At 71.4% G+C, this 22647-nt stretch carries 22 protein-coding genes; 17 read left to right on the top strand and 5 right to left on the bottom strand.

Going from position 1 to position 22647, the window contains the following annotated elements:
- Nucleotides 1-63: 63 nt before the first annotated feature.
- Together FXO23_RS22130 and FXO23_RS22125 are read right to left on the bottom strand one after the other, a co-directional pair.
- Nucleotides 64-498, bottom strand: coding sequence for an OsmC family peroxiredoxin (locus FXO23_RS22130; protein WP_158887293.1), 435 nt, complete (start codon nucleotides 496-498; stop codon nucleotides 64-66).
- 10 nt (nucleotides 499-508) lie between these two features.
- Nucleotides 509-967, bottom strand: coding sequence for a MarR family winged helix-turn-helix transcriptional regulator (locus tag FXO23_RS22125; RefSeq protein WP_158887292.1), 459 nt, complete (start codon nucleotides 965-967; stop codon nucleotides 509-511).
- A gap of 91 nt (nucleotides 968-1058) precedes the next feature.
- Between FXO23_RS22125 and FXO23_RS22120 the strand changes: the two genes are divergently transcribed.
- The 10 genes from FXO23_RS22120 to FXO23_RS22075 all read left to right on the top strand — a co-directional run bounded on the left by FXO23_RS22120 (nucleotide 1059) and on the right by FXO23_RS22075 (nucleotide 8870).
- On the top strand, nucleotides 1059-1568 hold the full coding sequence (locus FXO23_RS22120) for a DinB family protein (protein ID WP_158887291.1): 510 nt from the start codon (nucleotides 1059-1061) through the stop codon (nucleotides 1566-1568).
- A 67-nt stretch (nucleotides 1569-1635) separates the two neighbouring features.
- Complete coding sequence (gene sigK / locus FXO23_RS22115) at nucleotides 1636-2238, top strand: ECF RNA polymerase sigma factor SigK (RefSeq protein ID WP_158887290.1); 603 nt, start codon at nucleotides 1636-1638, stop codon at nucleotides 2236-2238.
- Nucleotides 2235-2987: an anti-sigma factor gene (locus tag FXO23_RS22110; protein WP_158887289.1), complete on the top strand. Its 753-nt coding sequence runs from the start codon at nucleotides 2235-2237 to the stop codon at nucleotides 2985-2987. Before sigK ends, FXO23_RS22110 begins: the two co-directional genes overlap by 4 nt.
- A 218-nt stretch (nucleotides 2988-3205) precedes the next feature.
- Nucleotides 3206-4516, top strand: a complete 1311-nt coding sequence (gene ftsZ / locus FXO23_RS22105; protein ID WP_158887288.1) for a cell division protein FtsZ — start codon at nucleotides 3206-3208, stop codon at nucleotides 4514-4516.
- A 106-nt stretch (nucleotides 4517-4622) separates the two neighbouring features.
- On the top strand, nucleotides 4623-5330 hold the full coding sequence (pgeF, locus tag FXO23_RS22100; protein WP_158887287.1) for a peptidoglycan editing factor PgeF: 708 nt from the start codon (nucleotides 4623-4625) through the stop codon (nucleotides 5328-5330).
- The gene (locus FXO23_RS22095; RefSeq protein ID WP_158887286.1) at nucleotides 5327-6058 is read left to right on the top strand and encodes a YggS family pyridoxal phosphate-dependent enzyme; all 732 of its coding nucleotides are present in this window, start codon (nucleotides 5327-5329) and stop codon (nucleotides 6056-6058) included. Before pgeF ends, FXO23_RS22095 begins: the two co-directional genes overlap by 4 nt.
- A gap of 81 nt (nucleotides 6059-6139) precedes the next feature.
- Complete coding sequence (locus FXO23_RS22090) at nucleotides 6140-6733, top strand: cell division protein SepF (RefSeq protein ID WP_158887285.1); 594 nt, start codon at nucleotides 6140-6142, stop codon at nucleotides 6731-6733.
- Between the two features lie 260 nt (nucleotides 6734-6993).
- Nucleotides 6994-7278, top strand: coding sequence for a YggT family protein (locus FXO23_RS22085; RefSeq protein ID WP_158887284.1), 285 nt, complete (start codon nucleotides 6994-6996; stop codon nucleotides 7276-7278).
- A 49-nt stretch (nucleotides 7279-7327) separates the two neighbouring features.
- The gene (gene wag31 / locus FXO23_RS22080) at nucleotides 7328-8206 is read left to right on the top strand and encodes a DivIVA-like cell division protein Wag31 (RefSeq protein WP_158887283.1); all 879 of its coding nucleotides are present in this window, start codon (nucleotides 7328-7330) and stop codon (nucleotides 8204-8206) included.
- Nucleotides 8207-8297: 91 nt separating this feature from the next.
- Nucleotides 8298-8870, top strand: a complete 573-nt coding sequence (locus FXO23_RS22075) for a hypothetical protein (RefSeq protein ID WP_158887282.1) — start codon at nucleotides 8298-8300, stop codon at nucleotides 8868-8870.
- A gap of 4 nt (nucleotides 8871-8874) precedes the next feature.
- On the opposite strand, the gene FXO23_RS22070 is transcribed toward FXO23_RS22075, so the two are convergent.
- Nucleotides 8875-9630, bottom strand: coding sequence for an ArsR/SmtB family transcription factor (locus FXO23_RS22070; RefSeq protein WP_158887281.1), 756 nt, complete (start codon nucleotides 9628-9630; stop codon nucleotides 8875-8877).
- Between the two features lie 64 nt (nucleotides 9631-9694).
- Here FXO23_RS22070 and FXO23_RS22065 point away from each other — a divergent pair, with 64 nt between their 5' ends.
- Nucleotides 9695-11098 (top strand): MFS transporter, encoded by a 1404-nt coding sequence (locus FXO23_RS22065; RefSeq protein ID WP_246257663.1) that lies wholly within the window; start codon nucleotides 9695-9697, stop codon nucleotides 11096-11098.
- A gap of 169 nt (nucleotides 11099-11267) precedes the next feature.
- On the opposite strand, the gene FXO23_RS22060 is transcribed toward FXO23_RS22065, so the two are convergent.
- Nucleotides 11268-11831, bottom strand: a complete 564-nt coding sequence (locus FXO23_RS22060) for a GNAT family N-acetyltransferase (RefSeq protein ID WP_158887280.1) — start codon at nucleotides 11829-11831, stop codon at nucleotides 11268-11270.
- Nucleotides 11828-13669, bottom strand: a complete 1842-nt coding sequence (locus FXO23_RS22055) for an FUSC family protein (RefSeq protein ID WP_158887279.1) — start codon at nucleotides 13667-13669, stop codon at nucleotides 11828-11830. The genes FXO23_RS22060 and FXO23_RS22055 overlap by 4 nt, the downstream gene beginning before the upstream one ends.
- A 292-nt stretch (nucleotides 13670-13961) precedes the next feature.
- Here FXO23_RS22055 and ileS point away from each other — a divergent pair, with 292 nt between their 5' ends.
- From ileS to FXO23_RS22025, 6 genes are all read left to right on the top strand, one after another.
- Complete coding sequence (ileS, locus tag FXO23_RS22050) at nucleotides 13962-17129, top strand: isoleucine--tRNA ligase (RefSeq protein WP_158887278.1); 3168 nt, start codon at nucleotides 13962-13964, stop codon at nucleotides 17127-17129.
- Between the two features lie 82 nt (nucleotides 17130-17211).
- Entirely contained in the window at nucleotides 17212-17475 is a 264-nt protein-coding gene (locus FXO23_RS22045; RefSeq protein ID WP_158887277.1) for a hypothetical protein, read from the top strand.
- Nucleotides 17468-18898: a sensor histidine kinase gene (locus tag FXO23_RS22040; protein ID WP_158887276.1), complete on the top strand. Its 1431-nt coding sequence runs from the start codon at nucleotides 17468-17470 to the stop codon at nucleotides 18896-18898. Before FXO23_RS22045 ends, FXO23_RS22040 begins: the two co-directional genes overlap by 8 nt.
- The gene (locus FXO23_RS22035) at nucleotides 18895-19557 is read left to right on the top strand and encodes a response regulator transcription factor (RefSeq protein ID WP_158887275.1); all 663 of its coding nucleotides are present in this window, start codon (nucleotides 18895-18897) and stop codon (nucleotides 19555-19557) included. The genes FXO23_RS22040 and FXO23_RS22035 overlap by 4 nt, the downstream gene beginning before the upstream one ends.
- 444 nt (nucleotides 19558-20001) lie before the next feature.
- Complete coding sequence (locus FXO23_RS22030) at nucleotides 20002-21450, top strand: SLC13 family permease (RefSeq protein ID WP_158887274.1); 1449 nt, start codon at nucleotides 20002-20004, stop codon at nucleotides 21448-21450.
- 14 nt (nucleotides 21451-21464) lie between these two features.
- Nucleotides 21465-22628, top strand: coding sequence for a glycerate kinase family protein (locus FXO23_RS22025; RefSeq protein WP_246257659.1), 1164 nt, complete (start codon nucleotides 21465-21467; stop codon nucleotides 22626-22628).
- Nucleotides 22629-22647 lie beyond the last annotated feature (19 nt).

Raw genomic sequence — 22647 nt, 5'->3', positions numbered from 1 at the left:
GTTTCATGAGGGGACCCCTCCAGACAAAATTTGTCCGGAGGGGTCCCCTCATGAAAGAGAGCCTCAGGCGAGGGCGGCGTCCAGGGTGATGGTGGTGCCGGCGAGGGCCTTGCTCACCGGGCAGGTTTTCTCGGCGGTGGCGGCGAGTTCGGCGAACTTGTCCGCGTCCACGCCGGGGACCTGGGCGCGCAGCGTGATCGCGATGCCACTGATCTCGAATCCGCCGCCCTTGGCCGGGCCCAGGGTGACCTCGGCGCTCACGTCGATGCTCTCCGGTTTGAGGTTGTCGGCCTCCAGGACGCCGGAGAAGTTCATCGCCAGGCACGCCGAATGCGCGGCGGCGAGCAGTTCCTCGGGGCTGGTCTGGCCGTCCGGGTTGCCCGCCCGGGTCGGGAAGGACACGTCGAACTGACCCGCGTTGGACGAGTCCAGGGTGACGTTCCCGGTACCGGCCTGCAGGCCACCCTCCCAGTGCGTGGTGGCGTCGCGGCTTGGCATAGCTGTCTCCTCAGGTTCCTTCGGTGGTGGTGCGGGTCGACGCGGTGATGGACCGCAGCGTGGTGATGAGTTCCCGCCTTGCCTCGTCGTCCAGTCCGAGCGCGCAGCCGATCGCCGAGGGGATCCCGGCGGCCCGCTCGCGCAGTTCCCGCCCGCGTCCGGTCAGCCCGATCGCCACGCTGCGCTCGTCGCTGGCCAGCCGGTGACGGGTCACCAGGCCGTTCGCTTCGAGCCGTTTGAGCAGCGGGGACAGGGTGCCGTAGTCGAGCTGCAGCGCCTCGCCGATTTCCTTGACCGGCCGGGAATCGCGTTCCCACAGCACCAGCAGCACCAGGTACTGCGGGTAGGTGAGGCCGAGTTCGGCGAGCAGCGGGCGGTACACGTCGGTGACCGCCCGCGACGCCGAGTAGAGCGCGAAGCACGCCTGCTCTTCGAGGAGCAGCTCGCGGCGGGGATCGGTGGACGACATGCCAACAACATAGCCCTCGATTACATCGCACGCAATGTAAATGGGCGAAAGTGGGTCGCGGCAGCCCGCGGCCACCGGCAGACTTGCCCGCATGAGTGCCGAACCCGCGCGTCCCGAACCGCCGATGGTCGGCTCGCAGCGCGAGCAGCTGACCGGTTTCCTCGACTTCCACCGCGCGACGGTGGTGTGGAAGTGCGGCGGGCTGACCGACGAACAGGCGCGGCGTTCGCTCGTGCCGAGCGAGCTGACCACGATCGCCGGGCTCCTCGGGCACCTCACCTTCGTCGAGGAGTACTGGTTCAGCATCGTCCTCGCCGGGAAGCCGGACCGGTGGCGCGAGGCGTTCGCCGAGGATCCCGACGCCGAGTTCCGGCGCGCGATGCGGACACCGATCGCGCGACTGCTCGCCGAATACGAGCAGGAATGCCGGCGGAGCCGGGAGATCCTGGCCGGGCTCGATTTCGACAAGGTGGTCACCTTCCGCGGCGACCGCGCGGTGAGCGTGCACTGGGTGGTCGCGCACATGGTCGAGGAGACCGCGCGGCACGCCGGCCACCTCGACCTGCTGCGGGAACTGACCGACGGCCTCGTCGGGGAGTGACCGGCACCCATCCGATCCGGCGGCCGCGCCGAATACCCGTGCGACCCAGGGGCCCGAGGAGGCGCGCATGGACGAGCCGGCACGGCCGACTCCGTTCGGACCGGATGACCGCGAATACGCGGAGCCGACCGCCGAGCAGTTGCTGGCCGAGGTCGCCAAGGGGGACGAGCGGGCGTTCGAGCGGCTCTACGGGCTGCTCGCCGGGCCGATCTTCGGGCTGGTGCGCCGGATCGTGCGCGACGCCGCGCAGTCCGAGGAGGTGGCCCAGGAGGTGCTCGTCGAGCTCTGGCGCACCGCCCCGCGGTACTCCGCGGCCAAGGGCAGCGCGCTGAACTGGGCGCTGACGCTGGCGCATCGCCGAGCGGTGGACCGGGTCCGTTCCGCGCGGGCGAGCACCGAACGGGAACGGAAGGCGACCTTCGAGGCCGGGCGAGATCGCCCGTTCGACGAGGTGACCGAGGCGGTCACCGGGCGGCTGGAGCGGCGGCAGGTGCGCCGGTGCCTCGCGCAGCTGACCGAACTGCAGCGCGAATCCGTGCTGCTGGCGTACTACCAAGGGTACACCTATCGCGAGGTCGCCGAGGTGCTCTCGGCCCCGCTGGGCACCGTCAAGACCCGGTTGCGGGACGGTCTGATCCGGCTGCGGGACTGTCTGGGGGTGCTCGCGTGACTCAGGGAGATCTGCACGCCTTGTCCGGCGCCTACGCGCTGGACGCGCTCGACGAGCCCGAACGCGCGCGGTTCCGGCGGCACCTCGCCGAATGTCCGGCCTGCGCCCAGGAGGTCCGCGAACTGCGGGCGACCGCGGCCCGGCTGGGCGAGGCGGTCGGGCAGGACCCGCCCGCGCCGCTGAAGGACCGGGTGCTCGCCGAGGTCGCGAGCACCCGGCAGCTGCCGCCGTCGGCGAAACCGGAGCCGGGGCAGCGGTCCCGCGGCGGCGCGCGGGTGCCGCGGTGGGCGCTTGGCCTGGCGGCCGCCGCGGCGGTGGTCGGGCTCGCGCTGGCCGGGATCTTCGGCGGGATCGCCCTGCACCGGCAGGACCAGCTGACCGCCGCCGAGCGGCAGGTCGAGCAGGCGCGGCAGCGGTACGCGCCGGTGGCGGAGCTGCTGGCCGCGCCGGACGCCCGCACGGCGCGCGGCGAGTCCGGGATCGGCGGTTCGGGCACGGTCGTGCTGTCGCCGTCGCAGAACAGGCTGCTGTTCCTGGCTGCCCGGCTCCCACAGCGCCCGCCGAACCGCGATTACCAGGTCTGGCTGATGGCGCCCGGTGAACCGCCCCGCTCGGCCGGACTGCTGCCCGCGGACGGAATCGTGCTGATCAACGGGGTCGAAGGCGCCCGGCAGGTGGCCGTGACCGTGGAACCGCAAGGTGGTTCACCGGGTCCCACGACGAACCCATTTCTCGTTATGTTTGTGTGAGCCAGCGGGTTTTTCTGGCGTTACGCACCTTCACGCGAAAGGTGTTGTGGCGAAACACGTTCTGCGACACACGGCGTGGCTGCTGGATTCGGACCTGTCGGATGCCTACCGTCCTGCAACAACGTTGGTAGTTGACATAACTCTCGCCCTCAAGTTGAGGTTGAGGGTTTGGGCGCCAGCGAGCAACACGAGTAGTCACGATCAGGAAGGCGGACCCGATGACGCCCCCGCACAACTACCTTGCGGTGATCAAGGTCGTCGGTATCGGCGGCGGCGGCGTGAACGCCGTGAACCGCATGATCGAGGTCGGCCTCAAGGGTGTCGAGTTCATCGCGGTGAACACCGACGCGCAGGCTCTGCTGATGTCCGATGCCGACGTCAAGCTCGACATCGGCCGCGAACTGACCCGCGGCCTCGGCGCCGGTGCCGCCCCCGAGGTGGGGCAGCGCGCGGCCGAGGACCACCGCGAGGAGATCGAAGAGGTCATCAAGGGCGCCGACATGGTCTTCGTGACCGCCGGCGAGGGCGGTGGCACCGGCACCGGCGGCGCGCCGGTCGTCGCGCAGATCGCCCGCAAGCTCGGCGCGCTCACCATCGGCGTGGTGACCCGGCCGTTCACCTTCGAGGGCAAGCGGCGCAGCAAGCAGGCCGAGGACGGCATCCAGGCCCTGCGCAACGAATGCGACACGCTGATCGTGATCCCGAACGACCGGCTGCTGCAGCTCGGCGACATCGGCGTGTCCCTGATGGACGCGTTCCGGTCGGCCGACGAGGTGCTGCTCTCCGGTGTCCAGGGCATCACCGATCTGATCACCACGCCCGGCCTGATCAACCTGGACTTCGCCGACGTGAAGAGCGTGATGTCCGGTGCGGGCAGCGCGCTGATGGGGATCGGCTCGGCGCGTGGCGAGGGTCGTGCCGTGCAGGCCGCCGAGAAGGCGATCAACTCGCCGCTGCTCGAGGCGTCCATGGACGGCGCCCACGGCGCCCTGCTGTCCATCGCGGGCGGTTCGGACCTCGGCCTGTTCGAGATCAACGAGGCCGCTTCGCTGGTGCAGGAGTCCGCACACCCCGAGGCCAACATCATCTTCGGGACGATCATCGACGACTCGCTCGGCGACGAGGTGCGGGTGACCGTGATCGCGGCCGGATTCGACGCCGGTGCGCCGACGCACAAGAAGCTCGACCCGCCCGCCGTGGGCTCGCGGTCGTCTTCCCCGTCGACGACGGCGTCCGCGCAGGCGGGCCAGGTCGGCGGGAACGGCTCCGGAGCCGCGCAGTCACCGCCGACCCCGGGCAACGGGTTCCCGGTGGCGCAGCAGCGTTCTCAGCCGCCGACGGCGCCCGCGGGCAACGGTGTGGGCCAGACCGGTGGGTTGCCGCAGCCGGGTGGTGGCAGCCGGAGCTATCCGCCGTCGTCCCGCAACGCCTTCCCGAGCGCACAGGGCAACCTGCCCGGCCGCGCGGTCCCGGTCACCGACGACCCCTCCGACGACGAGGTCGACGTTCCCCCTTTCATGCGCCGCTGAGTCGTGAGTGCCCGGTTCCCTTGCGAGTGCGGGGATGCCCGACCGGATCCGGGCCTTCGCTAGGCTTCGGGGAGGAGCGGTCCGGCGAGGATGAGGGGCGGTTGGTTTGCGCGTCCGTCGGGTGGTCACGACCAGGGACGGCGGTGTCTCGAAACCGCCCTTCGATTCGTTCAACCTCGGTGACCACGTCGGGGACGACCCCGCGGCGGTCACGGCCAACCGCAAGCGCCTCGCGTCCGAACTCGGGCTGCGCGAGGACCGGCTCGCCTGGATGGAACAGGTGCACGGGCGCACCGCCACGATCGTCGACGGCACGGAGACCCGCCCCGCGGAGGCCACCGACGCCCTGGTGACCGCCACGCCCGGCGTCGCGGTCGTCGTCCTCGTCGCCGACTGCGTCCCGGTGTTGCTCGGCGACGCCGAAGCTGGGGTGGTGGCCGCCGTGCACGCGGGCCGGGTGGGCGCCCGCGTCGGCGTGCTGCTCGCGGCGCTGGAGGCGATGCGCACCGCGGGAGCGCAGACCCACCGGATCGAGGCGTTGCTCGGCCCGGCGGTTTGCGGCGACTGCTACGAGGTCCCCGACGACATGGCCCGGGACGTCGAGGCGCACCTGCCCGGGAGCGCCTGCCGCACGCGCAAGGGCACACCCGGGCTGGACCTGCGGGCCGGGCTCTGGCGCCAGCTCGCGGACGCGGGCGTCGGCAAGATCGGCGTCGACCCGCGCTGCACCGCGGAGGAGCAGAGTCTGTTCAGCTACCGCCGAGACCGGCCCACCGGCCGGATCGCGGCCCTGACTTGGGTCGAGGCCCAGTGAACGGCGACCGGCGCGCGGAACTCGAGCAGGCGCTGGCGGCGGTGCACAAGCGGATCGGCGAAGCCTGTGCCGCGGCGGGCCGGGCCCGCGACGAGGTCCGGCTGCTCGCCGTCACCAAGACCTTCCCGGCCACCGACGCGGCGCTGCTCGCCGACCTCGGCGTGACCGAGCTGGCGGAGAACCGGGACCAGGAGGCGGCGGACAAGGTCGCCGAGGTCCGCGAACTCCGCCCCGGCGCGGGGATCCGCTGGCACATGGTCGGCCGGTTGCAGCGCAACAAGGCGCGGTCGGTCGCGCGTTGGGCGGACCAGGTCCAGTCGGTCGACTCGGTCCGGCTCGCCGAGGCACTGGCGAAAGCGGTCCGCAACGCCCGCGAGCGCGGCGAGCGGCAGGGGCCGCTGGAGGTGTTGATCCAGGTCAGCCTGGACGATTCCCCAGGCAGGGGCGGATGTTCGCTCGAAGAGGTGAACCGGCTCGCCGAAGAGCTAACCCCCTCGGGTGATTTATCTCTCAGGGGTCTGATGGCCGTCGCGCCGCTGGGCGCGGACCCCGCCCCGGCGTTCGAACGACTCGCCCGCGCGGCGGAGGAACTCCGTCGTGATCACCCGGAGGCGACCGAGTTGTCCGCCGGGATGAGCGGTGATCTCGAGCAGGCGATCCAGCACGGCTCCACGTGTGTGCGTGTCGGAACCGCGTTGCTCGGCGGCCGCGGTTTAGCCTCGCCCTAGGGAGTTGGCCCGAAACGATCACCCGTTGGAGATCTTTCGGGTAGGAATGCTTGGGAGAGCGGCTAGGGCTGAGGGAGAGGCATGAGCGCGCTGCAGAAGCTGAAGGCCTACTTCGGGATGGTCCCGGCCGATGAAGAAGGTTACGACGAGGACGGCTACCGCCACGGCTACGCCGAGGACGAGTACGACGCCTACGACGAGCCACCGGCGCGTACCCGAGGACGGTACCGCCCGGCCGACGACTACGCCGACGAGCCCCCGGTCCGGTCCCGGAGCCGGGCGATGTCGTCGGTCGAGCCGTCGGTGCACGGCGCGCTCGCGGTCGATCGGCAACCGGAGCCGGTAGCGCGGTTGCGCCCGGTGCCGGAGGCGCCGCGGACGGTCGTGCGGGACCCGCTGAGCCGGATCACCACCCTGCACCCCACGAACTACACGGAGGCGCGGGCGGTCGGCGAGGCGTACCGGGACGGCATCCCGGTGATCATCAACCTGACCGAGATGGAGAACGCGGACGCGAAGCGGGTGGTGGACTTCGCCGCCGGGCTGGCTTTCGCGCTGCGCGGTTCGATGGACAAGGTCACCAACAAGGTGTTCTTGCTCTCACCGCCGGACGTCGAGGTGACCGCGGAGGACCGCCGTCGAATCGCCGAGGGTGGGTTGTTCCTCCGCCACTAGACGTTCCCGAAGCCGGGCTTCGAAGGGGTCTTCCGTGCGAACCTTTCGTACGAAAGACCCCTTATTTTTGTGCGCGCCGCCGAGTGCCGGGCACACAAGGTCACGGCGTTCCTTCGCAATGTGATCATGAAAACGCGGCGTGTACTACGGGTGACTTTACTGTCGCATTAAGTCGAGTGGGCTTACTCACTTCCGGAACCTGAACGCGCCTTGACGGTGGCTTCGCGCGCGGGCGTGCGCGGCTGTGGCAGAGTGGGGGCGTGGATGCGGTCTGGCTTGTCCTCTACTACGTGCTGTTCGCGTTTTGGCTCCTGCTCACAGCGCGTGTCGTGGTTGAGCTCGTGCGAGCGTTCGCACGCGAGTGGCGTCCCGCTGGAGGGGTTGCGGTGACGCTGGAGACCATCTACACAGTGACCGACCCGCCGGTCCGATTGGTCCGGCGGATCATCCCGATGGTGCGGATTGGCGGCGTCGGACTGGACTTATCGATTATGGTGCTGCTGTTGGTTGTGTTCATACTGATGCAACTGGCGTATCCCGGGTGATCGGGGAACCCGGGTGACCTGCAGGCCATGGAGTGCGTGAGGTGATCTGATGTCGTTGACCCCCGCTGACGTGCATAACGTCGCGTTCAGCAAGCCGCCCATTGGCAAGAGGGGCTACAACGAGGACGAAGTGGACGCGTTCCTCGACCTGGTGGAGACCGAGCTTGCCCGGTTGATCGAGGACAACAACGAGCTGCGTCAGCAGGTCGAGCAGCTCGACGCCGAGCTCGAATCGACCCGAGGCGAGCTGGAGACGGCCAAGGCCAACGCCGGCGCCGTGGGCGGTCCGCCCCCGGTGCGTGAGGAGCCGTCGCGGAGACTCGCCCCGGTGCCGCCCCCGAGCGCGCTGGAGCAGACGCAGACCCACCCGGGCATGATGGCCGACAACGGCGAGCCCAACGTCCAGGCCGCGAAGGTCCTCGGGCTGGCCCAGGAGATGGCCGACCGGCTGACTGCGGAGGCCAAGACCGAGTCCGACGGCATGCTGGCGGAGGCGCGGACCAAGTCCGAGCAGCTGCTCTCCGACGCCCGGTCGAAGTCCGACTCGATGGTCAACGAGGCGCGTACGCGTGCCGAGACCATGCTGAACGACGCTCGCACCAGGGCGGAGACCCTGGAGCGGCAGGCGCGCGACAAGGCGACCACCATGGAACGCGAGGCGCAGCGCAAGTACACCGAGACGATGAACAACATGAACAGCGAGAAGAGCGCGCTGGGCAAGAAGATCGAGGAGCTGCGCACGATCGAGCGGGAGTACCGCACCCGACTGCGTGGTTTCCTCGAGTCCCAGTTGCGCGAACTCGACGACCGCGGCTCCGCGGCGCCCGCGTCGGCGTCCTCCGGTTCCGGCCAGTCCTCCGGCGGAAGCGGCAGCGGGGGCAGCGGCGGCCAGGGTTACTCGTTCGGCCCGCGCGCCGAAGCGGGCTAGTCTCCGGCGCACAAACGCACAGAAACGGTTCCGACACTCCCGGTGGGAGGGTCGGAACCGTTTCCCATGTCCGTTCGTGTTGTAATTCACCGTGCTCTATATCGTCCTCATCCTGGTCCTGGCCGCCCTGGGGTTGCTGGTCACGGCGCTGATCACGGCGAACTCGCTGTGGGCGTGGATCTCGATCGGCCTTTCCGTCCTCGCCGGCCTCATCCTTGTCGTGGACTTCCTGCGCAGACGAACCCGGCGTCCCGGCGCGGAGGCCGAGGAAGCCGAGCCCGGCGCGGAGGAAGAGACCGACGAGGACGAGGCGGAGCCGGGGGAGGAACCGGAGAACCAGACCGAACTGCTGCCTGCGGCCGGAAAACTCGACGGTGAAGCCAAATCCGGTGCCGAGACCGAAGACGAGAACGGCGACCCGGCGGAGGAGCAGACCGACGCCGCGGATCTGCTGATCGTCTCGGAACTCGACGTCGAGGTGGTGGTGGTCGACGAGTACCCGCGCTACCACCTCACCGACTGCCGGTGGCTCGCCGATCGGGACACGATCCCGATCGCGATCGCCGAGGCGCGGGAACTCGGGTTCACCCCGTGCGCGAAATGCGGTCCGGACGCCAAGCTCGCCGCGGAGTACCGCGCGAACCGCAAGTCCCCGGCGGAATAGCGGCCTACGGGTCGAAGTCGAGGCCCAGCCGGTCGCGCAGGGCCGCGGCGCCTTCGGGGGTCAGGCGCAGCGCCCGGTGCCCGGGCCGGCGCCGGAGCAGCCAGCCCGCGTTCAGCATGGCCTCGGTCAGGGCGGCGCCGAGCGCGCCCGCCAGGTGGTGCCGCTGCTCGGACCAGTCCAGGCAGAACTTCAGCAACGGTCGCCGGGTCCGCGTGCCCTCGACGTCGACGCCGAGGGCGCCGAACACCTCGGCGGCTCGCGGGCCGAGTGCGTACGGATGCTCGGCCAGCGGGGCGGACAACCGGTCCGCCACGCGCCGCCGGGTGCTGGGGATGCCGTCGACGCTGCGCAACGCGCCGTGGTCGAGGAGCGCGGCGGTGACCGCGACGCCCACCCGCCCGGCGAGGTGGTCGTAACAGGTGCGGGCGAACCGCAGCGCCTGCGCCCGGGTGCCCGCCTTCAGCGAGGTGACCGGTTCGGCCGGGGAGAACCGGGCGAGGGTTTCCAGCACGTCGGTCACCTCACCACCGGCCAGCCGGTAGAAGCGGTGCCGCCCGGACCGTTCCGCGGTGACCAGGCCCGCCTCCCGGAGCTTCGCGAGATGCGCGCTGACGCCCTGCGCCGACAGCCCGGCTTCGGTCGCCAGGACCGAGGCGGCCAGCGCGCGCCCGTCCGCGAGCGCGGTCAGCACCCGCACCCGCGCCGGATCGGCGAACAGCGCCGCCGTCCGCGCGATGTCGACGTCTCCACCGGAAGCCATGCTTCCAGGATGCCGCAGGCACACTTCCAGCCCGCTGGAAGTGTTCCCGGGATCTCCTGGGGCCATGGACATGATGGTGCGAAGGTCCCGCGCGGCCGTGCTGCTCACGATGTGCGCCGGGATGTTCCTGGTGCAGCTGGACGTCACGGTCGTCAACGTCGCCCTGCCCACGATGGGTGCCGAGCTCGGGGCGGATCTGCCGCGGTTGCAGTGGATCGTGGACGGGTATTCGGTGGTGCTGGCGGCCCTGCTGCTGTGCGGCGGGGCGGTCGGAGACGTGTTCGGGCACCGGCGGGTGGTGGTGGCCGGATTCGCGGTGTTCGGCTGCGCGTCGGTGCTCTGCGGGCTGGCCTGGTCGGCCCCGGTACTGGTCGGTGGGCGGGTGCTGCAGGGGCTCGGCGCGGCGCTGCTGCTGCCCGGCACGCTCGCGGTGATCACCCGGACCTACCCGGAACGCGGGGAGCAGGCCCGGGCCTTGGGCATCTGGGCCGGCGTGTCGGCGGTGGCGCTGTCCGCGGGGCCGCTGCTGGGTGGGTTGCTGGTGCACGCGGCGGGCTGGCGTTCGCTGTTCTGGCTCAACGTGCCCCTGGCCGCGTGCGCGATCGCCGGGACCACCGCGCTGGTCCGCGCCGAAGGCACCGTGCCCGGTCGCCGGGTCGACGTGCCCGGTGCGCTGACCGCGGCGGTGGCGCTCGCCGCCGCGGTGTACGCGGTGATCCGGGCCGGTGCGGGTGAGGCGCCCTGGCTCGCGGGGACGATCGCGGTGGTCGCCGCCGCCGGATTCGTGGCCGTCGAGCGGCGGTCCGCCGATCCCATGCTCCCGCTCGGCCTGCTGCGCGACCGCCGGTTCACCGGGGCGAACCTGGTGGCGGGCGCGATGAACTTCGTCGGGCTGGGCACGATCCTGGTGGCCACCCTGTACCTGCAACGGGTCCTGGGCTCCGACCCGCTGACCGCCGGGCTGCGGATGCTGCCGATCTTCGCGCCGCTGGCCCTGCTGGCGCCGGTCACCGGGCGGCTCACCGCGCGGTTCGGCCCGCGCCCGCCGATGATCGCCGGGCTGGCGCTGGGCGTGGTTTCCTTGCTGGGCCTGCTTTTCGTGCGCGAGACGAGCGGCTACCCGACGTTCCTGCTGCCGATGGCCGGGCTCGGCACGGCGATGGGCCTGCTCACCGCGGCGGTGGTCGCGGCCGCGGTCGGCGCCGTGCCGCCGGAGCGCGCCGGGGTCGCCAGCGGCGTGAACAACACCGCGCGGCAGGCCGCCGGGGCGCTGGGCGTGGCGGTGTTCGGCGCGGTCGTGGGCGAACCGGCGCGGGTGGGCGAGTTCGTCGGCGGCGTGCACACCCTCGGCTTGTTCGGCGCGGCCCTGTGGCTGGCCGCCATCGGTGTGACCGCGTACGCGATCCGCCCGGTGCGCGAGACGGAACTACGGGGCAAGAGCGCCCTCGAGCGGCACGAGATCTCTTAGCAGCCGAGCGAGCGCGACTCGTCGCCGAATCGCCGGGCTCGACCCCCCCCGGTTTCGTCGAGCGGCGGCAGGAAGGGACCTTCGCTCACGTTCTACTGGAGTAAAGGTCCCTCGCTCCGGTTTCCGAGGAGTGAAGGTCCCTTCCTGCCGATTTCCTGCTGGTGGGGGCTTACAGCGCGGGGAAGGGGTGGCGGGCGGTGAATTCGTCGAGCGTCAGGCCCATCAGCACCAGATCGTGCCGCCGCCCGGCGAAGTACTCGTGCTCGCGCAGCCGGCCCTCGACCTGGAATCCGAGCTTTTCGTGCAATCCGATCGAGGCCTCGTTGAAGGCGTAGATGCCCACCTCGCACTTGTGGTAGCGGCGCTCGCCGAACAGGTAGGTCAGCAGGAGCACGATCGCGTCGGTCGCGTAACCGCGGCGCTGGTGGTCGTGGCCGATCGCGATGCCGTAGCCGAACCGGCCCGCGCGCCGATCGGTGTCCGTTGTGGACAGTGAACCGACGAGTGCCCGATCGGCGAGCGATTCGATGGCGAGCTGGAACTCGTCCCCGCCGGGTTCGTCCGTCGCCCGGGTCCGGGCCCATTGGCGGTAGCCCTCCGCCGACCGGGGCGGATACAGCAGGTCCGCGCCGCGCATGTCCGCCGAATGCTCGTCGAAACGCTGGAACGCCGCCCAGTCCTCGGGTTCGATCCCGCGCAGGCGCACCTTGCGCCCGGTCCAGAACTCGGTCATCGCAACTCCTCCGCGGCCCGGCCGACCTGGACCAGATCGGCGGCCAGGGTGTCCAGCAGCAACCGCTGCTCGTCGTCCTCGGCCAGGGGCCGGTAGTTCTCCAGGCGATCCAGCTCCGGTTCGGCGCCCGGCGCCAGGGCGGCCGCGACGTCCGCGAGCGCGCCGGCGAGCGGGGCGGCGGCCTCCCGCCGCAGCAGCAGGGCCGAGGCGGTGGCCACCAGCCCGCGCAGTCCCTCGACGGCCTGTGCCACGGCGTGCCGTTCGTCCTCGCTCGGTTCGGCGCTGCCCGGTTCCGCGGTGACCAGTTCCTGCCGGGTGCGCGCGGCGGCGCGGAACCGCTTGGCCAGTTCGGGACCGTCGGTCTCGTCGCCGCGCAGGACCGAGGCGACCTCGGTGAGCAACTCGCACAGCGCCGCGGTGGCCTCGGCGAAGCGCCGCGCGAGGCTCGGTTTGCGCACCTCAGGCACCGCGGCGAAACCGAACACCAGCCCGATCCCGGCGGCGAGCAGCATCAGCAGCACGTACTCGATCAGCGTGGAGCGCGGATCGAGGTGCTGCTTGGTGGCGTTCACGCCGACCGCCATCAGCACGATGCACGCGTTGAACACGATCGGCTGCTTCTGCTGGAACGAGAAGCCGATCAGCACCGCGACCACGCCGATCGGCACGAGCGCGGCCTGCGGCAGCAGCCAGAGCACCAGGGCGAGCGCGCCCGCCCCGGCGAGCGTGCCCGCGATGCGCTGCCACGCCCGGCTGAGGCTGTCCTGCCATTCCGGCTGCATGACCGCGAAGGTGCTCATCAGGAACGAGACGGTGAGCGGATCGCCCGGCCGCAACCGGGCCACCGCGAGGGCGAGCAGCACGCCCAAGGCGCACCGGACGGCGTGCCGCAGCTGCGCGGACCGCCAGGTGAGCGCGCCGCGCAACGAGGTCAGCAGCACTTCGCGGGGCAACGCGCGCGGAACGTCCACACGCGACTTGTCGCGGTGCAGGGCCGCGTCCCGGACGGTCTCCAGCGCCGACCACAGGCCGTCGATCAGGTGCCGGGTCGCGCCGGGGAGTTCGGCCTCCGGCGCGCGGCGCCGGACCGGTTCGACGGTGTCCGGTGTGGACGGAGACCGCACGGCTCCGGCGATCCGGGCAGCCTCCTCGCGGGCCGCCTCGAGCGAACCGGACACCTCGGTGGCCGCCGTGCCGCTCAACCGGCGTTCCCGGGCGGCGAGGATACCGGCCGCGGCACGGAACCGGAACGTCCCGCCGAGCACCCGCGCGGTCCACCGCACCGGGCGGTCGGCCAGCCAGAGCCGGGCCGCGCGTTCCTGAATGTCGGCGCCCTCGCCGGTGAGCGCGTCGGCGAGCGCCTCCCGGGTCGGTTTGCCGGGATCCCGCGCGCCCATCAGCAGCCGCAGCACGAGCACCACGCCGACGGCCAGCGCGGGCGCGCCGATGATCTGGCCCGCGCTCGCCGTGCCGGTGAGCTGGAAGCCGTACCCGAACAGCGAAGCCATCCCCAGGCCGAGCCCGACGGTGACATAGCGGGCGCCCAGTGCGGGCACCAGGCCCGCGACGAAGACGATGACCACGAGCAGCGCGATCGCCGCCCACGGCGAGACCTCGCCGAGCAGCCGGGGCACCCCGACACCGAGGACGAGCGCGGGGGCGAACGCCGCGAACAGCCGCAGATCCGCGCGCAGCGGCCCGCCGACCGCCGCGATCAGGCAGAACAGCGCCGTCAGCCCGGCCAGGATCGAGGCGTTCCCCAGCCCGGCGGCGTACCCGAGCCCGGTCACCCCGCCCAGGACCACCAGGATGGTGACCACCATCCCCGCGCCCTTCATGTCCCCTCCGTGATCGACATGGCGGTCAATGTAATCGCGTTTGCGGCACCGGTTAACCTAGACACACAGGGCGTCGATCCGGCCATCACCGGGGAGCCTCCGGAAGAACGGGACCGTGGTCCTCAGTAGAACCGGACGGGTGCGGCCCGTCACAGCCGCCGAACGAGAGGCCCGTGCCGGATACGGGCAAGCGGGGTGGTACCGCGGAACGCGCCGGAGACGGCCGCGTCTCGTCCCCGTGTGGAGCGCAGGCTCCGTACGAGAGAGACGAACCGCGAGGAGCACACCGACGATGTATCCGAAGGCTCAGCTCGGCGACGAGACCACGGGCGTTGCGTCCCAGCCGTCCTTCCCCGCGCTGGAGAAGCAGGTCCTGGCCTACTGGGAGACCGACCGCACCTTCTCCGCGAGCATCCAGGCGCGCGAGCCCGGCGTGCATGGCGGCAACGAGTACGTCTTCTACGACGGCCCGCCGTTCGCCAACGGCCTGCCGCACTACGGTCACCTGCTCACCGGGTACGTCAAGGACATCGTGCCGCGCTACCAGACCATGCGCGGCCGCCGGGTGGAGCGCCGGTTCGGCTGGGACACCCACGGCCTGCCCGCCGAACTCGAGGCGATGCGGCAGCTCGGCATCACCGAGAAGGCCGAAATCGAGGCCATGGGCGTCGACAAGTTCAACGAAGCCTGCCGCGCGTCGGTGCTGCGCTACACGAACGAGTGGCAGGAGTACGTGACCCGGCAGGCCCGCTGGGTCGACTTCGACAACGACTACAAAACGCTCAACGTCACCTTCATGGAGTCGGTGATCTGGGCGTTCAAGCGGCTCTGGGACAAGGGCCTGGTCTACGAGGGCTACCGCGTGCTGCCCTACTGCTGGCGCGACGAGACCCCGCTGTCCAACCACGAGCTGCGGATGGACGACGACGTCTACCAGAGCCGCCAGGACCCGGCGGTCACCGTCGGATTCCGCTTGTCCGGCAACGATTCCGAGCTCGACGGCACGTACCTGCTGATCTGGACGACGACCCCGTGGACGCTGCCGTCGAACCTGGCGACCGCGGTGCACCCGGACGTCCGGTACGTGGTGGTGGAAGGCGCGGACGGGCGGCGCTACCTGCTCGCCGAGGCCCGGGTCGCCGCGTATGCCCGCGAACTCGGCGAGGAACCGGCGGTCCTCGCGCACTACACCGGCACCGAACTGCTCGGCACCCGGTACGACCCGCCGTTCCCGTTCTTCACCGGCCGGGAGCACGCGCACCAGATCCTGCCCGCCGACTACGTCACCACCGACGACGGCACCGGGATCGTGCACATCGCACCCGCCTACGGCGAAGAGGACAAGGTCGTCACCGACGCCGCCGGGATCGAACCGGTCACCCCGGTGGACGCCCAGGGCAGGTTCGACGCGACCGTGCCGGACTACCAGGGGCAGAACGTCTTCGACGCCAACCCGAACATCATCCGGGACCTGAAGAACGGCACCGGATCGGCGGCGCAGCAGGGCGCGGTGCTGCTGCGGCACGAGACCTACGAGCACCCGTACCCGCACTGCTGGCGCTGCCGCAACCCGCTGATCTACCGCTCGGTGTCGTCGTGGTTCGTCGCGGTCACCGAGTTCAAGGACCGGATGGTCGAGCTGAACCAGCAGATCACCTGGTACCCGGAGAACGTCAAGGACGGCCAGTTCGGCAAGTGGCTGGAGAACGCCCGCGACTGGTCGGTGTCCCGCAACCGGTACTGGGGCACGCCGATCCCGGTGTGGCAGTCGGACGATCCGGCCTATCCGCGCACCGACGTGTACGGCTCGCTGGACGAGCTGGAGCGGGATTTCGGGGTGCGGCTGGACAATCTGCACCGGCCGTTCATCGACGAGCTGACCCGGCCGAACCCGGACGATCCGACCGGGAAATCGACCATGCGCCGGGTGCCGGACGTGCTGGACGTGTGGTTCGACTCCGGGTCGATGCCGTACGCGCAGGTGCATTACCCGTTCGAGAACGCCGAATGGTTCGAGCACCACTACCCGAGCGACTTCATCGTCGAGTACATCGGCCAGACCCGCGGCTGGTTCTACCTGCTGCACGTGCTGGCCACCGCGCTGTTCGACCGGCCCGCGTTCCGCACCTGCATCTCGCACGGCATCGTGCTGGGCTCGGACGGGCAGAAGATGTCCAAGTCGCTGCGCAACTACCCGGACGTCACCGAGGTGTTCGACCGGGACGGCTCGGACGCCATGCGGTGGTACCTGATGGCCAGCCCGATCCTGCGCGGTGGCAACCTCATCGTCACCGACAAGGGCATCCGGGACGCGGTGCGGCAGGCTGTGCTGCCGCTGTGGAACTCGTACTACTTCCTCGCGCTGTACGCCAACGCCGAGGGCGTCGACGGAACGCACCGCACCGATTCCGGGCACGTGCTGGACCGCTACATCCTGGCCAAGACGCACGAGCTGGTCACCGACGTCGAGTACGCGCTGGACACCTACGACATCGCGGGCGCGTGCGCCACGGTCCGCGAGTTCCTCGAAGTGCTCACGAACTGGTACGTCCGCCGCTCGCGGGACCGCTTCTGGGCCGGTGAGCGGGACGCGATCGACACCCTGCACACCGTGCTGGAGGTGACCTGCCGGGTCGTCGCGCCGCTGCTGCCGCTGACCACCGAGACGGTGTGGCGCGGGCTGACCGGCGGTCGGTCGGTGCACCTCACCGACTGGCCCGGCCTGGACGAACTGCCCGCCGACGCCGCGCTGGTCACCGCGATGGACCGGGTGCGCCAGGTGTGCTCGTCGGCGCTGTCGCTGCGCAAGGCGAACAAGCTGCGCGTGCGGCTGCCGCTGGCGCGGCTGCTGGTCGCGGCCGAGGACGCCGAATCGTTGCGCGAGTTCACCGACATCATCCGGGACGAGGTGAACGTCAAATCGGTCGAGCTGACCACGGACGTGGCCGCGCACGGCGGTTTCGAGGTCGCGGTGAACGCCCGCGCGGCCGGGCCGCGGCTGGGCAAGGACGTGCAGCGGGTGATCAAGGCGGTCAAGGCGGGCGAGTGGACGACCTCGCCGGAGGGCGCCGTGGTGGCGGCCGGGATCGAACTCGTCGAGGGCGAGTACGAGCGGCGGCTGGTGGCCAAGGACTCCGGCGCGGCCGCCGAACTCCCCGGCGGCTCGGGGCTGGTGCTGCTGGACACCGAGGTCACCCCGGAACTGGCCGACGAGGGTGTCGCCCGTGACCTCATCCGGGTGATCCAGCAGGCCCGCCGGGACGCGGGACTGGATGTGGCGGACCGGATCGAGCTGACCGTGGACGCCCCGGACGAGGTGACCGAGGCCGCGAGGACGCACGAGAAGTTCGTCGCGGCGGAGACGCTCGCGCTGGCCGTGTCCTACGGACCGGTGACCGACGGCTCCGCCGGAACGGTCGGCGAGGGCGTCAAGGTCGCCGTCGCGGTGGCGAAAGCGTGATCCGTAGGCGAAGGTCGGGGGGATGAAGGTTTCCTCATCTTCGGCTCATCCGGCCTTCGCCGAGGCGGACGATGCTCGGGGCATGAGTCGTGCGCCCTGGATCGTGGCGGTCGTCGCGGTGATCGCGTTGCCGGTCGCCGCGGGGCTCGCCGCCCTGCTCGCCACCAAACCCGAGCCGCCGCGGGTTCCCCCGGTCGTGCGGATCGGGGAAGCGCCCGGGCCGCCGCCGAGCGGGGTCTCCCCGGCACCGTCACCGTCCCCGTCGCCGCAGGTCCAGCTGCCGCCGCCACCACCGATCGACGACGACGATGACGACGGCCCCGGCGACCGGGACGACGATGGCTGAGGTGCCCAGGAAAGGCAGCCGGGTACCGGCGCGAGTGCGGATCATGGGCTGGTTCGTGCTGGTGATGACCGCCGGGCTGGCGACCGTGGTGCTGGTGGTGGCGGAGACCGAGTACGCCTCGGTCGGCAACCGGATCAACCGCGCGCTGGAACAGGACGTCGAGGAGTTCCGCACGTTCGCCCGGATCGGCTACGACCAGGGCGGTGGCCGGGCGATCCAGGATCCGTGGACGCTGTTCGACCGGCACCTGCGCACCCAGTACATCCACGAGGCCGAGGTCCTGCTCGGCGTGGTGGAGAACGGGAACCAGCTGAACGCGCTGAAACAGATCGACAAGTCGGTGCACGGGATCCGGTTGGACCAGCCGGTGCTGCGGGACCTGGTGAGCGGTCCGGCGGGCACCGGCAGCGTGGCCACCGCGGCCGGTGAACTCCGCTGGCTGCGGATCGACGTGCTCGCGCCGCAGGCATCCGACACCCGGCCGCACGCCTGGTTCGTCGCCGGGTACTTCGTCGATCCGCTGCGCGCCGACGCCTCCGGCACGGTCCGGACGTTGCTCTGGGTGAGCGCGCTCGCGCTGGTCATGGCCGCCGGGGTGTCCTGGCTGGTGGCCGGGCGGATCCTGGCGCCGGTGCGGACCGTCCGGCAGGCCGCCGCCGAACTCACCGAAGACGATCTCACCCACCGCATCCCGGTGCACGGCCGCGACGACATCGCCGCGCTCGCCGAGCAGTTCAACGCGATGCTCGACCGGCTGGAGCACGCGTTCGCCACCCGGCGCCAGTTCCTCGACGACGCCGGGCACGAACTGCGCACGCCGATCACGATCGTCCGCGGGCATCTCGAGCTGATGGGCGACGATCCCGCGGAGCGGGCCGCGGTGGTCCGGCTGTGCACCGACGAACTCGACCGGATGGCGCGGATCGTCGACGACCTGCTCCTGCTGGCGAAGGCCGAGCAACCGGATTTCCTGCGCTGCCAATGGGTTTCCGTGCCGGAGCTGACCAGTGACATCGAGGCGAAGGCGCGGGCCATCGCGGATCGGCGGTGGGTGCTGGAATCGGTCGGCGAGGGCGACGCGTGGCTGGACCCGCAGCGGGTGACCCAGGCGGTGCTGCAACTCGCGCAGAACGCGGTGCAGCAGACCGGCGACGGCGACGCCATCCGGATCGGCTCGGCGATCGAGGGCGACGCGGTGTCGTTCTGGGTCACCGATCCGGGCCCGGGGGTGCCGCCCGGGGAAGCCGAACGGATCTTCGGCCGGTTCGTCCGCGGTGACGGCGGCGGCCGGTCCGGGGCCGGGCTGGGGCTGGCGATCGTCAAAGCCATCGCCGACGCGCACCACGGCCGGGCACGCGTGCATTCGGTGCCGGGCGAGGGCGCGACCTTCGGCGTCGAACTGCCGGTGAGGGGAGAACGATGAGCCGCATCCTGATCGCGGAAGACGAGGAACGGATCGCGTCCTTCGTGGAGAAAGGCTTGCGCGCCAACGGTTTCGCCACCACCGTGGTGGCCGACGGGGACGCCGCGCTGGCCACCGCGGTGGCCGGGGAGTTCGATCTGGTCGTCCTCGATCTCGGCTTGCCGAAGCGGGACGGTTTCGCCGTGCTGCAGGCGATGCGCCGCGCCCGCGTGACCACCCCGGTGATCATCCTGACCGCCCGGGATTCGGTGCACGACACGGTCGCCGGTCTGGAAGGCGGCGCGGACGACTACATGACCAAACCGTTCCGCTTCGAGGAACTCCTCGCCCGGGTGCGGCTGCGCCTGCGGGCGGGGGACCGGACGCCGGAGGTCGGCGTGCTCCGGCACGAAGAGCTGTCCCTGGACCTGCGCACCCGCCGCGCGCAGACCCCGGCGGGCACGGTCGACCTGACCGCGCGGGAATTCGCGTTGCTGGAACTGTTCCTGCGGCATCCGGGCCAGGTGCTCGCCCGCGAGCAGATCCTTTCGCACGTCTGGGGTTACGACTTCGACCCGGGGTCCAATGTGGTCGATGTCTACGTGCGCACCCTGCGCCGCAAGATCGGCGCGGACCGCATCGAAACCGTCCGCGGCATGGGCTACCGCCTCGGCCAGTGAACCCCGTCGCATTGAGGTTTTCCCGGTAAGTTGGGTACGGTCCCGCCGCCGCGAGTTGCACACTCAGGCACGCGAGTTACACGTTCGGGCACGCGAGTTGCACATTCGGGCAGGTACCCGGCGGGTGCCCGATCGCGGTGGGCTCGGGAAAGTCGATCGGTGTCGCGGGGTGGTCCCGAGTGTGTATTTCGCTTGCCCGAGTGTGTAGTTCACTTGCCTGAGTGTGGAACTCGGCGACCGGAACGAGACTCGCCCCAGTGGGCCCCGCCCGCTCGCGAGTTCCCCGTTTCGGTCTACCGGGTTCCCCATTTCGGTAGGGTGGGAGGGCACTTTTCCGGGAAAGTGCCGCGCACTTTCCCGGCCAAGTGCGCGCCGTGCCTTAGATGAAAGTGCTCTCATCTGGGGCTCACGGGTGCTTCAGGGGGCGGTCGGAGGCTGGGTGTCATGAGCACCCTGACCGAGCGCCTGACCACCCCGATCCCCTCCGGGCCGGGCCGCGGGCGTCGCCGTGGCCTGATCGGGTTCGGGGCGGCGGTGCTCGCGCTGGTCCTGCTTTACGTCCTGCCCGGCGGGGAGCTGAGCCCGCACGGCCGGGCCGCGCTGGTCGTGTTCGCGGCCGCGGTCCTGGCGTGGATGTTCGCGCCCGTCGACGACACGTTCGTCGGCCTGGTGGCCGCGCTGGCACTGGTGTTCACCGGCGTCATCGGCCCGGACACCCTGTTCGGCGCGCTGGGTGACGAGACGATCTGGCTGCTGGTCGCCGCGTTCGTCCTCGCCGGGGGACTGGCGGCGACCGGACTTCCCGCGCGCGCCGCCGTGGCGCTCGTGTCGCGGGCGCGGACCGTGCGGCAGCTCGCGCATCTGGTGACGGTGGCGCTGGTGGTCACCGCGCTCGCGATCCCGGCGACCTCCGGCCGGGCCGCGCTGGCGCTGCCGGTGTTCGTCGCGCTGGCGAAATCCTTGCGGCGGCGGGAATCCGTGGTCCGGGCGCTCGCGATCCTCTTTCCCTCGGTGATCCTGCTGTCCGCGATCGCCAGCCTCATCGGCGCCGGGGCACACCTGATCACGAGCCAGGTCCTCGCGGAAACCACCGGTTCCGGGATCGGCTTCGGCCGGTGGCTCCTGCTCGGGCTGCCCTTCGCCGTGGTGAGTTCGCACTGTGCCGCCGAAGTGGTGCTGCTGCTCACCACGACCCGGGCCGACCGGCGGCGGCCGCTGTCGATCGAAACCCGGGAACTGGGCGTCCCCGGCGGGGAGCCGCTCACCTCCGCCCAGCGGCGTGCGCTGATCGTGCTCGGCGGGGTGATCCTGTTGTGGTGCACCGAATCGCTGCACGGCATCGGCCCGGCCGTGGTGGCGTTGGCTGGCGCGCTCGTGATTACCACGCCCCGGCTGGGGACGACCGGACTCGGTCGCCAGCTCGAGTCGGTGCCGTGGTCCCTGCTGCTGTTCATGGCGACCACCGCGGTCCTCGGCTCCGCGCTTGTCTCCTCCGGCGCCGCACACTGGCTGACCGGACTGGTCTTCGGCGGCGGCCTGCCCGCATCGGGATTCCTGGTACTGGTGGTGGTGCTCAGCGCGGGCGCCCACCTGGTCCTGCAGTCCCGGTCGGCGCGATCGTCGGTGCTGGTGCCGCTGGTGATCCCGCTGGCGAGCGCGGCCGGTTTCAACCCGGCGGCGATCGCGTTCGTGTCGACGGTGGCGGCCGGGTTCTGCCACACGCTCCCGTCCTCGGCGAAACCGGTGGCCCTGTTCGCCGCCGTCGAGGGCGTGCCCACCTACGACCGCCGCGACCTGCTGCGGCTGTCCGCGGTGCTCGGGCCGCTGGTCGTGCTGCTCGTCCTCGGCTTCGCGCGGTTCGTCTGGCCCGCGCTCGGGCTGTCCCTTCACTGATCCAGGAGATGATCATGACCCCGTTGCGTTTCGTGGTGGCCCCGAGCGGATTCAAGGAGTCGCTGGCCGCCGAGGCGGTGGCCGCGGCGATCACCGCCGGGGTGCGCCGGGTCGTGCCCGGTGCGGTGGTCGACACCGTGCCGCTGGTCGACGGCGGCGAAGGCTCGGCGCGCACCCTCGCCGCGGCCACCGGTGGCGAACTGGTCCCGGTGCGGGTGACCGGGCCGGTCGGCGAGCCGGTGTGCGCCCAGTTCGCGATCCTCGGCGGGGACGGTCCGCGCACCGCCGTGGTGGAGATGGCCGCGGCGGCCGGGCTACGCCTGGTGCCCGCCGACCTCCGCGACCCCGGCCGCACCACCACCTACGGCGTGGGCGAGCTGATCCGCGCGGCGCTCGACGCGGGGTGCCGCCGCATCCTGGTCGGTTGCGGGGACTCCGGCACCTGCGACGGCGGCGCGGGCGCGCTGCGCGCCCTCGGCGCCCGGTTCCTCGACGCGGTGGGCACGCCGGTCGAGGCGGACGGCTACACCCTCGCCGACGTCGTCCGGCTGGATCTGTCCACAATGGACGAACGGCTCGCGGGGACCGAGCTGACCGTGGCGTGCAACCCGTGCAACCTGCTCGTCGGCGAGCACGGGGTGGCCCGGGTGTTCGGTCCGCAGAAGGGGGCCGGGCCGGAGCAGGTCGAGGCCCTGTCGACGGCGATGGAGCACTGGGCCAAGCTCCTCGAGCACCACCGCGACGTGGATCTGCGGTTCGTGCCGGGCGGGGGAGCGTCGGGCGGCCTCGGCGCGGGGCTGGCCGGGATGCTCGGGGCCCGCCTGCTCCCGCGCTTCGACGTCCTGCTCGACCACGCCGATCTGGACGCCCGGCTCGCCGCGGCGGATCTGGTGTTCACCGCCGAGGGCGCGATCGACGCGCAGACCGCGCGCGGGAAGGTGCCCGGCGAGGTGGCCCGCCGCGCCAAGCGGCACGGCAAACCGGTGATCGCGCTCGCCGGGACCATCGGCGCCGGGGCCCGGACCACGTTCGACGCCGGGATCGACGCCTACGCGGGCATCCTCGCCGCGCCGATCACGCTGCCCGAGGCGCTCGAGCATGCGGCCGAACTGCTCGCCGACGCGGCCGAACGGGTGCTCCGCCTGGTCCTGGTCGGCACGGCGCTGGCCGCCCGGTAACGACCGGGCCGCGCCCGCG

Origin of the sequence: Amycolatopsis anabasis, assembly GCF_009765355.1 — a bacterium.
Classification (GTDB): Bacteria; Actinomycetota; Actinomycetes; order Mycobacteriales; family Pseudonocardiaceae; genus Amycolatopsis; species Amycolatopsis anabasis.
Note: the sequence above shows the minus strand (reverse complement) of the source record. Positions and strands in the feature narration are given on the sequence as shown.

Coding starts and splice junctions, on each gene's coding strand:
- FXO23_RS22130 (WP_158887293.1), bottom strand. CDS start 498: ATGCCAAGCCGCGACGCCACCACGCACTGGGAGGGTGGCCTGCAGGCC.
- FXO23_RS22125 (WP_158887292.1), bottom strand. CDS start 967: ATGTCGTCCACCGATCCCCGCCGCGAGCTGCTCCTCGAAGAGCAGGCG.
- FXO23_RS22120 (WP_158887291.1), top strand. CDS start 1,059: ATGAGTGCCGAACCCGCGCGTCCCGAACCGCCGATGGTCGGCTCGCAG.
- sigK (WP_158887290.1), top strand. CDS start 1,636: ATGGACGAGCCGGCACGGCCGACTCCGTTCGGACCGGATGACCGCGAA.
- ftsZ (WP_158887288.1), top strand. CDS start 3,206: ATGACGCCCCCGCACAACTACCTTGCGGTGATCAAGGTCGTCGGTATC.
- FXO23_RS22090 (WP_158887285.1), top strand. CDS start 6,140: ATGAGCGCGCTGCAGAAGCTGAAGGCCTACTTCGGGATGGTCCCGGCC.
- wag31 (WP_158887283.1), top strand. CDS start 7,328: ATGTCGTTGACCCCCGCTGACGTGCATAACGTCGCGTTCAGCAAGCCG.
- FXO23_RS22070 (WP_158887281.1), bottom strand. CDS start 9,630: ATGGCTTCCGGTGGAGACGTCGACATCGCGCGGACGGCGGCGCTGTTC.
- FXO23_RS22065 (WP_246257663.1), top strand. CDS start 9,695: ATGGACATGATGGTGCGAAGGTCCCGCGCGGCCGTGCTGCTCACGATG.
- FXO23_RS22060 (WP_158887280.1), bottom strand. CDS start 11,831: ATGACCGAGTTCTGGACCGGGCGCAAGGTGCGCCTGCGCGGGATCGAA.
- FXO23_RS22055 (WP_158887279.1), bottom strand. CDS start 13,669: ATGAAGGGCGCGGGGATGGTGGTCACCATCCTGGTGGTCCTGGGCGGG.
- ileS (WP_158887278.1), top strand. CDS start 13,962: ATGTATCCGAAGGCTCAGCTCGGCGACGAGACCACGGGCGTTGCGTCC.
- FXO23_RS22045 (WP_158887277.1), top strand. CDS start 17,212: ATGAGTCGTGCGCCCTGGATCGTGGCGGTCGTCGCGGTGATCGCGTTG.
- FXO23_RS22040 (WP_158887276.1), top strand. CDS start 17,468: ATGGCTGAGGTGCCCAGGAAAGGCAGCCGGGTACCGGCGCGAGTGCGG.
- FXO23_RS22035 (WP_158887275.1), top strand. CDS start 18,895: ATGAGCCGCATCCTGATCGCGGAAGACGAGGAACGGATCGCGTCCTTC.
- FXO23_RS22030 (WP_158887274.1), top strand. CDS start 20,002: ATGAGCACCCTGACCGAGCGCCTGACCACCCCGATCCCCTCCGGGCCG.
- FXO23_RS22025 (WP_246257659.1), top strand. CDS start 21,465: ATGACCCCGTTGCGTTTCGTGGTGGCCCCGAGCGGATTCAAGGAGTCG.